Origin of the sequence: Bacillus sp. RC240, assembly GCF_044907945.1 — a bacterium.
In the GTDB taxonomy this organism is placed as follows: Bacteria; Bacillota; Bacilli; order Bacillales; family Bacillaceae_G; genus Bacillus_A; species Bacillus_A mycoides.
In genome coordinates, this window is the sequence record NZ_JBIYCT010000001.1 from 1,446,201 (window position 1) to 1,458,956 (window position 12,756).

At 34.0% G+C, this 12,756-nt stretch carries 11 protein-coding genes and 2 other annotated features; of the genes, 5 read left to right on the forward strand and 6 right to left on the reverse strand.

Going from position 1 to position 12,756, the window contains the following annotated elements; translation table 11 throughout:
* Window positions 1-21 precede the first annotated feature (21 nt).
* A complete protein-coding gene (locus tag ABH955_RS07415; protein ID WP_002127185.1) occupies window positions 22-1,461 on the reverse strand; it encodes a GntP family permease in 1,440 nt (479 codons plus the stop codon).
* Window positions 1,462-1,665: 204 nt separating this feature from the next.
* Complete coding sequence (locus ABH955_RS07420; protein ID WP_002136064.1) at window positions 1,666-2,331, reverse strand: HAD family hydrolase; 666 nt, start codon at window positions 2,329-2,331, stop codon at window positions 1,666-1,668.
* Between the two features lie 191 nt (window positions 2,332-2,522).
* On the opposite strand from ABH955_RS07420, the gene ABH955_RS07425 reads away from it, so the two are divergent.
* Window positions 2,523-3,320, forward strand: coding sequence for a lipid II flippase family protein (locus ABH955_RS07425; RefSeq protein WP_002127183.1), 798 nt, complete (start codon window positions 2,523-2,525; stop codon window positions 3,318-3,320).
* A gap of 24 nt (window positions 3,321-3,344) precedes the next feature.
* On the forward strand, window positions 3,345-3,920 hold the full coding sequence (locus tag ABH955_RS07430) for a nucleotidyltransferase family protein (RefSeq protein ID WP_404455054.1): 576 nt from the start codon (window positions 3,345-3,347) through the stop codon (window positions 3,918-3,920).
* Window positions 3,921-3,959: 39 nt separating this feature from the next.
* Here ABH955_RS07430 and ABH955_RS07435 read toward each other — a convergent pair whose 3' ends face one another.
* From ABH955_RS07435 to aspS, 3 genes are all read right to left on the reverse strand, one after another.
* A complete protein-coding gene (locus ABH955_RS07435; protein ID WP_243514758.1) occupies window positions 3,960-4,874 on the reverse strand; it encodes an alpha/beta fold hydrolase in 915 nt (304 codons plus the stop codon).
* Window positions 4,875-4,910: 36 nt separating this feature from the next.
* Complete coding sequence (locus ABH955_RS07440; RefSeq protein WP_404443033.1) at window positions 4,911-6,251, reverse strand: sodium-dependent transporter; 1,341 nt, start codon at window positions 6,249-6,251, stop codon at window positions 4,911-4,913.
* 116 nt (window positions 6,252-6,367) lie between these two features.
* Window positions 6,368-6,616: a binding site (T-box leader), on the reverse strand.
* A 168-nt stretch (window positions 6,617-6,784) separates the two neighbouring features.
* Window positions 6,785-8,083, reverse strand: coding sequence for an aspartate--tRNA(Asn) ligase (aspS, locus tag ABH955_RS07445; RefSeq protein WP_404455051.1), 1,299 nt, complete (start codon window positions 8,081-8,083; stop codon window positions 6,785-6,787).
* A 105-nt stretch (window positions 8,084-8,188) separates the two neighbouring features.
* Window positions 8,189-8,400: a binding site (T-box leader), on the reverse strand.
* A gap of 251 nt (window positions 8,401-8,651) precedes the next feature.
* Between aspS and ABH955_RS07450 the strand changes: the two genes are divergently transcribed.
* Window positions 8,652-9,131, forward strand: a complete 480-nt coding sequence (locus tag ABH955_RS07450; protein ID WP_404491016.1) for a hypothetical protein — start codon at window positions 8,652-8,654, stop codon at window positions 9,129-9,131.
* Window positions 9,132-9,236: 105 nt separating this feature from the next.
* On the opposite strand, the gene ABH955_RS07455 is transcribed toward ABH955_RS07450, so the two are convergent.
* A complete protein-coding gene (locus tag ABH955_RS07455) occupies window positions 9,237-10,748 on the reverse strand; it encodes a M36 family metallopeptidase (protein WP_113937761.1) in 1,512 nt (503 codons plus the stop codon).
* A gap of 328 nt (window positions 10,749-11,076) precedes the next feature.
* Here ABH955_RS07455 and ABH955_RS07460 point away from each other — a divergent pair, with 328 nt between their 5' ends.
* Entirely contained in the window at window positions 11,077-11,661 is a 585-nt protein-coding gene (locus ABH955_RS07460) for a TetR/AcrR family transcriptional regulator (protein WP_002136053.1), read from the forward strand.
* Window position 11,662: 1 nt separating this feature from the next.
* Complete coding sequence (locus ABH955_RS07465; protein ID WP_404455048.1) at window positions 11,663-12,748, forward strand: DUF418 domain-containing protein; 1,086 nt, start codon at window positions 11,663-11,665, stop codon at window positions 12,746-12,748.
* Window positions 12,749-12,756: the final 8 nt, after the last annotated feature.

Sequence of the window (12,756 nt, forward strand, 5' to 3'; positions counted from 1 at the left end):
CAATTCATATAGTATCTATTATTAATAAATTCCTGTAATAGTATAGAATGCGATAACTAAAAACACAGCAAGCGTTTTCAAAACTGTAATAGCAAATATATCTTTATATGACTGTTTATGTGTTAAACCTGTTACTGTAAGAATAGTAATAATAGCCCCGTTATGTGGTAATGTATCCATTCCTCCTGATGCCATTGATACGATACGGTGCATAACTTCTAATGGAATATCAAATTGATTGGCTGCTGCAATAAATTTATCCCCCATCGCACTTAAAACAATCCCCATTCCTCCTGATGCAGAACCTGTAATACCGGCTAAAATATTCGTCGTTACCGCTCCATTCACTAAAGGATTTGTGAACGTTGCAGAAATGCCGTCTCTCATAATTGCAAAGCCTGGAAGTGCTGCAATGACACCACCAAAACCAAATTCTGCTCCTGTATTCATTGTTGCAAGTAGCGCACCACCAATACTTGTATTCAATCCAGCTTGAAATCCTGTTACTACCCGTTTCCAATATAATAAAAGAGTTGTTAAAATTCCTATTATAAGTGCCAATTCTACAGACCATATTCCAACTACCGCACTCAATTCTACTTTTCCAAATGCTTTCATACCAATTGCTGAAAAGTCAAAACCGTTCGGATACCACTTCGGTATCATAATAGTAAACACTTTATTCATTACACCTACTAAAATAAGTGGTATAAAAGCAATAAGTTGTTGTGCCCTCGTAATTTCTAAACTATTTAACAGCGGTATTTCTTTCTGCTCTAATTCCAAAGATGCTGCCATTTCAGTATTCCCATTGTTAAAACCAAAATACCCTTCACCTGCTGCTTTTGCCTTCTTACGCCTACTCTCTAAATATAATAAACCTAACGTGAGAACAAAAATTGCCCCTACAATACCAAGTATCGGTGCAGCATAAATGTCCGTTTTAAAAAATGTTGTAGGTATTACATTTTGAATTTGTGGTGATCCAGGAAGCGCATCCATTGTAAACGTTACTGCTCCAAGGACAATCGTTCCAGGTATTAAGCGCTTTGGAATATTAGCTTGTCGAAAAAGCTTAGCTGCAAACGGAAATATAGCAAATACCACTACATATACACTAACACCACTATACGTTAAAATAGCACCCATTAAAACAATCGCTAAAATCGTACGTTTTTCTCCAACCAACTCTACAATCGTCTTTGCAATAGAATCAGCAATTCCTGACATTTCTACTACTTTCCCAAAAATTGCTCCAAGTAAAAACACCGGGAAATATAGTTTAATAAACCCTACCATTTTCTCCATAAAAATATTAGAAAAGAAAGGTAATACAAAACTAGGTTCTGTCAAAAATACCGCAAATAATGCAAAAATCGGTGCAAATAAAATAACAGAAAACCCTCTATACGCTACAAACATAAGTAAGCTAAGTGCTAATAATATAATAACTAGCTCCAATTATACCCCTCCTTTAAACTGAAAATTCAATCTTTTATTGATAAACTTCTACTAATCTTTCATTTCTGACATCCCTCCTCTAATTCATACAAATTTTTCATACTAAAATGTCTAATTATACATATTCGATTACATATGAAAAATCCCTTTAAACAAAAACGATTTCATCGTCATACGTTATAAAGGGATTGTTAGTCTCTATTTTTATTTTTTTATTAAACCATTTTCTATACAAAAATGGTGTAGTTCTTCTATATCCTTCGCTATATGAGTCGCACTAACTTCAATCAACTCATTTTCACTACCATAGCCATATAAAACACCAATTGAAGCAATTCCATTATGATTTGCACCTATTATATCGTGCTTTCTATCTCCAATCATGACAACTTCCTCTTTATTAAGTCCTTCATTTTGTTGTAAAATATGAGCAATTATTTCTTCTTTTTTTATTCTCGTTCCATTTAAATTACTTCCAATGATATCTTCAAAATAATTCGTTAGTTGAAAATGCTCTATTACTTGTCTAGCAAAAATAGTAGGCTTTGAAGTAGCTATAAATAAACGATTTCCGGTATCTTTTAATTGTTTTAGGAGATTTGGAATACCCTCGTATACACTATTCTCCAACAACCCACGTTGCTTTAAATACTCCCTGAAATAAAAAACAGCTCGTTCAACTTCTCCTTCATTCATATTATATCTCTCTACGAATGATTGCTGAATAGGAGGACCAATAAATGAATCTAACTCACTTACATGTAATTCTTCAATTCCAACCTTTTCTAACGCGTACAAAACTGAATTTACAATCCCCTTTTTAGGATCCGTTACTGTTCCATCTAAATCAAATAAAAATGTTGTATACATATTTAATCCCCCACTCATCCTACTTTACATGTAATACTGAAGGTTTTTTACTACTCTACCTCTACTATACTATCATTATTTATTTTTCGAAAAATTACTTTTTCTATGTTACATAGTTTCAGTTACAAAATACGGATAGATATGATAAAGTAAAAAAGTTACAATTAATTCAATAGAAACTGGTGAAACAAATGTCAATTACATTAATTTTTATAATGGCTTTCACAATTGTCATCCACGCAGTCGAAACTAGTTCTTATAGTATTCGATTAGCTGGTGTTCGTTTAAAAAAGATTGTCGTTGCCTTATCTGTCGTAGGAATGGTATTACTTATTTCAAGAACGTCAAATTTACTACAAGCCTTTTTAATTGGCGGGATTGTCGATGACGCAAAACGAGATGTTTCTATTAATTTAGAGTATACTATACGACTTGTACTATTATCAGCTTCCATCGGTACATTACTTGCGATTATTCTTTATCCAACTTTGACAAAACTATTTGGATATGTCATTCAAAACTTTGAAACAGATGGTTCTTTCATTCGAATGATGAAAACAAATAACATTCAAAAATTAAAGTACACAAAAAAATATGTGCGCTTTCCAAGATTTGAAATGATTCATAGATTGCGTATCGGTGGTATCCCAAAGCGTATTATGCTTATTAACATGTTTGCTACTGCAATTTATACAGCAGGTGTTCTTTCTGCCCTTTATGCTTCTTTTCTAAATCCAGATTACGCAACAAATGCAAGTACAGCTTCTGGCCTTGTGAATGGTTTTGCTACAATTTTATTAACAGTGTTACTCGATCCACGTATAGCACTTTTGACAGAACGTGCTTTACAATCAGAAAATGGCGCTGAATCTATGAGTAAAATGTATGGTTGGCTAATGATTTCTAGACTTCTCGGCACCTTATTAGCACAACTTTTATTTGTACCAGGTGCTCACTGGATTTTATGGATTATTGAGCTGATGCATTAATCTACTAGGAAGGTGTATTTATCAATGAATATAAAAACAGAGCAAGATTTAATTCACTTAATAGAAAACGACGAATGGATGATGAATGTATTAAAATTGGCAAAATCACTAGAGCTACCTGATTGGTGGATTTGCGCTGGGTTTGTCCGTTCTAAAATTTGGGATACTTTACATAACTACGAAGTAAGAACGGCTACGCCAGATGTCGATGTCATTTATTATGATCCATTACATAAAGATGAGGCGTACGAACAATCATTAAAACAGAAGCTGGCGAATATGGATGCCTCTATCCCTTGGTCAGTAAAAAATCAAACTCGCATGCATGTAGTGAATGGAATGCCACCATACTCTTCTTCTGTTGATGCTATTTCTAAATTTCCTGAAACAGCAACCGCTTTAGGAGTTACGCTTGACGAGCAAAACAATGTCATATTAACAGCTCCATGTGGAATTGAAGATGTACTTTCATTACAAGTGAAACCTACACTTCATTTTCTTGAAACGAAAGAACGAATACATATGTACAACAAAAGAGTTAATCAAAAGAAATGGCAAAGTAAATGGCCTAATATTACAATCACTTATCCAGAAATTTAAAATAGAGCGCTTCGCATTATACGAAGCGCTCTTTCTTTTTTAGTTCAAAAAATGAATGACTGTTTCAGCAAATCGATCAGCTTCCTCATAATGTGGTGTATGGCCACTCTCTTCGAATATGATATGCTTCCCATTTCGAGCATCTTTATTAAATGTTTCAATTTGTTTTTCACACGTTACTACATCATATTTTCCTACAATTAATAACATTGGATTTTCTACATCTTTTATTTTTGATAATAATGACGTATGAAATGCTCTTTCTGCTTTTAATCTATCAAAATGGATTTCGGAACGCTTTGAAAATTCTTCCCACTCTTCATCACTATATAAACTATAGTCAGTTTTAAACTCCTTATTTTCATAAATCTCCATTCTTTTTTCTTCTAATTCATCGCTTAATCTTATGTAGGTTTCTAGCAACTCCTCTGAACTAGTATTGCTAGATGAATAAGCGAGGCACTCTTCTGCTACTTCTTCTTTTCCATACTTTGTTAATAATGTTCCTGTCCTTTGTAATAGAGCCCTACTTGTTAATGCAAAATCGAAAGTCGGACCTTCAAATATTATTTTCTCTATTGAATTTGGATACGCCCTTGCATATAACAATGCTACATATCCACCGAAAGAGTGCCCGATTACAGACCATTTCTCAATTTGTAGTAGTTTTCTTATTTCCTCACAGTCTTCAACTAAATCATTTAATCCAAAAGATTCTTCCTCAGTAATTCCTTCTGATCGACAAACTCCTCTTTGATCTATCATAATTACATATAAGGAATCTTTTAATCGTTCCGCTTGATGAAATGAAAAATCATAACAGCTTTCACCTGGGCCACCGTGTAAAAATAATACTGGTTTATTTTTAGGACTTCCATGTGTTTCAACGTATAGCTTTTTCCCTCTAATGTTCATATATTTCCCAACTTCAATCAAATTTGTTTTTATTATCATCACCTTCTTTTTTACTGAATATTATAACATTTAAACTTAAATAATCCCTATTACATTTAAAAATACGATAACTATCGCAAGTGGTGCTACAAATCGAAGTAAAAATGCCCAGATAGTAAATACTATCTTTCCATAATTTCCACCTACAAAAAATTCAGCTTCTAGCACTTTCTTTTCCATCTTGAATGATACGAAAATACTAATGAATAGCGCTCCAAGCGGCATTAATATATTACTAGATAAGAAGTCTACTGCATCAAAAATATTCTTCCCAAAAATCGTAATATCACTCCATACTCCAAATGATAAGGCCGATGGTATACCTACTAGGAAAATGCAGAAACCGATGATCCATGAAAGTTTAGCTCTTCTTTCTTGTTCACCATTTGCTAATGCTGAAACAACCGTCTCTAGTAGAGAAAATGCCGAGGTTAATGTGGCAAATGTAAATAGCGCAAGAAATACAGTTAAGAACAATCCTCCGAATGGAATTTGGCTAAATACAGATGGCAATACGATAAATAGTAAGCCTGGCCCTTCTGTCGGCTCCATGCCTAACGAAAATACTGCTGGAAAAATGGCAAGACCTGCAAATAAAGAGACGAATAAATTCAATCCAACAATTGTTATTGCTGATTTTGGTAAACTTTCTTTTTTATTTAAATACGAGCTATACGTAACCATAATCGAAATCCCTATACTAATCGCAAAGAATGATTGGCCCATTGCGAATAAAATACTTTCTGAAGTAATCTTCGAGAAATCTGGTTGTAAAAAAAACTTCACGCCTTGCATCGCATTATCCAGTGTTAATGAACGAATAATAAGAGCGACAAATAAAACGAACAATGCTGGTAGCATATATTTACTTGCTTTTTCAATTCCATTTTGTACACCTTTTGATACAACCCATATCGTAATGAACATAAATGCAAAATGACCGATAATGGCCCAAGTCGGATTTCCAATTGTCTCTGTGAATAATGCACTATAATTTTGTCCCGGAGTAATAAGCTGTCCTGTTACTCCCCTGAAAAAATATATTAAAACCCAGCCACCTACAACACTATAAAATGATAGCAATATAAAACAAGTTCCAACGCCAAGACGGCCAATCCAGTGCCATCCTGTATTTGGTGCGATACTTTTAAATGCTCCAACTGCTTGTTTCTGTGTACTGCGTCCAATCATAAATTCAGCTATAAGTAGCGGTAGTCCAATTAATACAGTAAATAATATAAAGATTAAAAAGAATGCCCCTCCCCCGCTCTTTCCAGCGATATAAGGAAACTTCCATATTGCGCCAAGTCCAATTGCTGATCCTGCTGCTGCCATTATAAAACCTAATTTCGAAGTCCATTGCTCCGTCTGTTTCATCCTATTTTCCTCCTGTTAAAATCAATTTATATTAATAAATAAATATTATTGATCAATCTGAATAAAACCTCCATTTCTTTTTCTATAAAATAAAAAAATGGCTTAGCGTCTCTATATAAAGAGACGCTAAGCCATTTACTTAACGCGGTACCACCCTTATTGATTCCATTATGAATCCACCTTAGTAGTAATCGTTTGATTACAAACCTAATATCGAAGGTTAACCGTTAAGATTTACTAAGAATGTGATTCCGTTCCACCTTACTGCTCCTAGGCGAGTTCAGGATGTCATTTGACTATGTCGCACCAACCCATAGCTCTCTGTACAAATACATGACCTTACTACTCCTATTCAATGCATTTTAATATTTAGAATATATTTTCTTTTGAAATTAATATGAAGTATATCGGTTATATTTATAACTGTCAAGGGCTATGTTAATTTTTTGTCGAAAATGATTTTTATAAACTTTCAATGTAAAAATGAAAGAACAGTAAAAAAGCATCTTCGCGATAATCGCGAAGATGCTTTTTTATGGTATAAGACGTGTACAATCTCTCGGAAAAGCACTCGCTTCTCTAACATTTGATAATTCTAAAAGCTTATACACAACTCGTTCTAATCCAATTCCAAAGCCACCATGCGGTGGACATCCGTAGCGGAATGTATCTACATACGATTGAAATTTCTCTGGATGTAATCCTTTTTCTTTAAAAGATGCGAGTAACATTTCATGATTGTGAATACGCTGTGCACCTGACGTTATTTCTAATCCTTTATATAATAGGTCAAATGAATCCGTTACGGCTTCATTCTCCTTATTCGGTATTGTATACATCGGTCGCGATTCTTTCGGATAATGTGTAATAAAGACAAATTCACTTTTATATGTTTCCTTCACATATTTCCCTAGTAACTTTTCACCTTCTGTATCTAAATCCCCTTCAGGAGATTCTTTCCGATACTTCATTTTCAAAATTTCTTGCGCTTCTGCCAATGTGATTTTAGGAATTTCTGTAATGACAGGTACTGTTATTTGTAATAGTTGTAGTTCTTTTTCACATTTTTCTCCTACTTGTTGAAACATGTATCGTAAAATATCTGTTTCTAATTGCATTACTTCATGAAAATCATGAATAAATCCAAGTTCTACATCTAACGATATATATTCATTTAAATGTCTTGAAGAGTTATGATGTTCAGCCCGGTACACAGGAGCAATTTCAAAAACACGTTCGAGTCCTCCCGTTACCATCATTTGTTTATAAAACTGTGGTGATTGAGCTAAATACGCTTCTTTTTGGAAATATGGAAGCTTAAAAACATTCGCTCCTCCTTCTGCCCCTTGCGAGACAATTTTCGGAGTAAATATACGTGTGAAATCGTTCTCTATTAGGAATTCACTAAAGCTCTGAACGAGTATAGATTTCACTTTAAATATCGCCACGATTCGCTCATGCCTTAACGATAATACTCGCTCATTCAATAATTGATCTAGGCCAACTTGTAACTTTTTTTTATTTATTTCAAATGGGAGTGATTCTGCTCCATTTAGTACTTCCACTTCATGTGCAAGTACTTCAACACCTAATTCTGTTTTCGGTGTCTCTACTATTTCTCCAATTATTTGGACCACACTTTCAACATCAACTTTGTATCCGGCTAACTCGTTTTCTAATACACATTGAATAACTCCCGTTCGGTCCCTTAATAATAAAAAACTAACATTCCCTAGATGACGAATCTTTTTTACCCATCCTTGTAGTAATACAACCTTCCCGCCATGTTCCGTACATTCTCGTGTGAGTGAACGCTTCATTATTTGATCCATTACATTTCCCTCCAATAGTTTTATTTTTATTTACATTATTGTTGTCATCGTCATCATCCACGGTCACTCACCTCCTTTCAAAGAATACAAAAATCCGCCCCTATAAATAGGGACGGATTTTTCCGCGGTACCACCCAAATTGTCATAATGACCATCTTAGCCCTGATAACGGTAGGTACCGTTTGCTTTTACTAATTATCACGTTCAAAGCAACACTCACAGGTGTCTTTCCATCATGCGGTATCGCAATCTTCCCAGCAATCGATTGCTCTCTGTAGACCCTTGCATCATGTACTTTTCCTAATCATCACTTTTTATATTTACAGAGTATTCTATCTCTTTATTATATAAAACGCAAGCCCTTTTAGAAAAATATTGCGATTTCTCACTAAACAGACCCCTTCTAAAGATATGTAACATGAACATTGAACTCTATACAATTATCATTTGACAGCTTAGAAATATTTTATCCTTATCAAATTCTTTCAATCGAACTTTTTCTATTTTATTACATAAAACACAAGTTTCCCACGCATATTATTATTAAAGTTTTATCGGAGGTGTACATATGAAAAAAACAATTAGTTTCTTTCTCCTACTATTATGCTTAGTTGTAGTTAATGAAGCATATGCCTATTCACCAAAATCTTTACCAATCTCTCAAAATTCTGATCAATGGCAAGTAAATATTGATGAAGTAAAAAGAACGAGTGAAAAATTGTTACAACCCAAAAAAGGTGTATTTCAAACATATCATTTCTCTGTAAAAAATCTTGGAAAAAGTGAAGTGTATAATGTACAAGTTGAAGTTTTTCGGAATGAACCAAATACGAAAACAAAATATGAACTCTTTTCCCTAAAAGAAAGTCGTCTAGCGGGCGGAAAAACTGGATTTGAACACGCTAATTTTCCAGTTTCTACAAAATCGGATGAGGTTGACGTGATCATTACGTGGCAAGAACATCCTTTCCGCTCTATGAGAAACGGTCAAAAAGTTGAATCTAGAAAATTTAAAGAGCATTTTGTTTTTAAAGAAGCAGTAAAGTGAACTTATCGGTATATGTACATTATTACCGCTACCAATAAATTTTCTAGTACCAGTTCTTAAGCAAATTAAAAACGTCGTGGCTTATAAATGCCACGACGTTTTTAATTAATTCGTACTAATTCCTCTCGCTGCCCAAATACGATCGATTTCAGCAGCATGTTGCCCGCCGTATAAAAGAGCATCTGCTTGCTTAATCGCTTTCGCTCCATCACGGAATTTCGCATTTGGCGTTAATGACCAATGTGATTGTAAAATAATTTTTGTTGCTACATCACGTCCAAAAGATTGCGCCATTTCGTATTGACCTTGAGCCCAAATTTCCCCATCATTATGCACTTCATTCGTTATATCTTTCGGGTATACTTTATTCGTATCTAATCGGCGTAAGCACGTCGGATCTGAACTAGAATAAGCAGTCGCATCCCATTCTCCAATACATGCTTTCCCGTATCCTGTTGTCGATACTGCATCTTCATAAGTAGCACCTAAGAAGTCTCCAAATCCTTCTCCCATCGCTCCACCTTCTGGTGAACTTCCGAATCCTGGCACTTGATTATCTTGAATAGAATGACCATATTCATGCGCAATAATGCCAGCATCTTCTGCATCATCTACTCCGCCAGTACCGAAAGTTAAAGCTTTCGTTGATGGAGAATAGAATGAATTATCGTCAGTTGTACCATTTACATTCACTTTAATCGAACGTTTATTAATATTTTGAAAACCTAATCCTTGAATGTAACGCTGTAATGTATCAATATGATAATATGACATAACATCTTCAAAACTATCATTTGCACGTGTATAGTTAAATTGTAAGTTTGTAGATTTCGTCTTCGCTTTTGAAGAAATCGTAACATACTCACCAATTAAAAATCCTGTACCATCTAAACCTTTTAACGTAACAGTTTTCAATTGATTCGTTAATGCTGTTGAATCTGCATCATTATTATCTTTTAACCCTGCTAAACTTCCACTAGATACGACAGGGTTAGGTAAAAATACTTTTCCTGTTCCTTCTGCTTTTCGGTTTATATCAACTTTTTTAATTAACTTTCCATTTTCCGCATCAATGAATGTTTCCCATGCACCGAATGGATTATTAGAATGGACTACCACTTTATATACAGGAATAGCGACTCCCTCTTCAACAATATATCCGAATTCTTTTTCCGTAGGAGCCCATAAGTTTTGCTCACTTTCTCCTCCAACATACGCCATCGATTTTTGTTCTGCATCTTTTTCACTAATTTTTTTCGTAACTTCCTTCACACCTGTAACAGGCTGATAATCTGAAATCGCAAGTAATCCTTTTCCCTCTCCGTTAAGAGTAACTGTAATTTGTTTTGAAAATACAGGCGCACCATTGACCACTTGTTGGAATCTAACATATGAAGCTACTGACGTTTCTGTTGTAGAAATATATTGCAAGTCTGAAAGGTCTGCCTTCAATCCATATTCCGTAGCATGTCCCTTTAAATATTCAATTGCTTTTTTCTGTGGTGAATAAGCTTCTAACTTTACTTGCTGTTGTTTTTCCAGTGCTGAAACAGTAGAAATTGTCCCCATTACTAATGGCACAGTCATTGCCATTGCCACCATTTTTTTGTTTAACATAGAACCACTCCCCCTAATAAATTGAAAACTTTACCCCATTCCTATAAGGCTATTCCTGTCCACAAGTAACGAAATAAAGTGAATCTACGAGTAATTCTATACAAACAATTCTATTACCTTTACATTTTGGGTAAGTGAAATTTTCTCAATATTTATGTGTGAAACGAGAAAAATACTGTAGAAATATATTTCTTTTGTAAATTTCTTTACCTTATGCTTTTTAAAGTAATGTGTAAAAAAATAAGTTATTTTTTACCTAACGGTAGGTTGAAAATAATATTAATGAATGATACGATTTATGTAACCTTTTTTATTAGGAGGACTTATCATGAGCAAAAGTGAAGAAACACTCTCTTCCATAGTCGAAGCAAGTTATCGACTATTTGCCGGACACGGCATTGCCAAAACGACCTATACAATGATTGCTGAAGAAGTTGGTATTGCCAAGCCATCTATTTATTATTACTTTAAATCTAAAGATGCATTAATTGAAAGTATTTTTAATGAATTATGTGCAGCGATGCAGTTCTCCTCATTCTTTCATACAGAAGAATTTACGAAAGAGAATTTCATTGAGAAATGTGTTGAAATTGGCTTTAAAATGATAGACGAACAACAGAAAGATCCTTATTTTAATCGTGTATTACAAGAATATGTATTACTATCTTCAAGAAACGATATGTACAAAGATCGATTACTAACTGTACAAACAGAATATTTAAACGGATTTGAATCACTCCTAACAAAAGCAAATGAACTTCAACTCATTCAAAATAAAAATCTAGTTTCAAAAGCTCATATGTTAGCATTAGTTCTTGATAATATTGGGAATTTTATGATGTTACATTTAGATATGGATTATAAACAAATATGGATTGAAGCTGTAAATAGCATTTTTGAAAGCAGGGATTGAAGTGAATACAAAAAAGCGCATTATCGGCTTAGATTTTGCTAGAGCGTGGGCAATGTTTGGAATGTTACTAGTTAATTTCATGGTGATAACAGGGGCGGAAGGAAATGGACCTCCTCTGTTAAAAATCTTTATGACACTTTTTGAAGGTAGAGCTTCTGCCTTGTTTGTTATACTTGCTGGGATTGGCATAACTTTAATGACTAAATCATCTGTTGCTAGCCAAGAGAAAATAAAAATCAATACCAGCCGAATATTGATTTGGAAACGATCACTATTCTTATTTATTTTAGGATTATTATTGTATGTAATGGAATGGACGGGTGATATTTTACACTACTACGGCGTTTACCTTTTCATCGCTGCATTACTAATTACTGTACGAAGAACTATACTAATATGGCTTTCTATCATTATTTTACTTGCTGCACAATATCTCCAACTTACTTTCAACGCCTTCGAAGGATGGGGAGGCACAATCCCATTTATAAACTATATAGACTTTTGGACCTTAACAGGTTTTCTTCGCAACTTATTTTTTAATGGCTATCACCCTATTTTCCCATGGTTTTCTTTCTTCTTAATCGGTATGATAATTGGCAGGTTAGATCTTCATAATAGGAAAATTAGACATTGGTTGTTCTTACTGGGTTTAACAGTAACCGTAATTGTAGAGCTATTATCAAAAGGGTTAACACACCTTTTTATCCCATACATTGGTGAAGCAGCCTCTACATTTTTGTTTAACACAGGACCCATTTTACCCAATATATTATACGTCGCATCCGCTACAGGATCTGCTATTGCTATATTAATAATTTGCCTCTACATTGCTGAAAAATATGAAAATAATTGGTTTGTTACTTCCATTATACAAACAGGACAATTAACATTAACGCATTATGTAAGTCATGTATTTATCGGTATTGGCGCATTGATTGTATTAAATCGTATGAAACATCAAACACTACTTTTCGTTTTATTATTTGCTACTGCATTTTTCATTTTCAGTATTTTATTTAGCGTATTATGGCGAAGGAACTTTTCTAGAGGACCTATCGAATGGATTATGCGGAAAATAACTGATTAATTTATCTT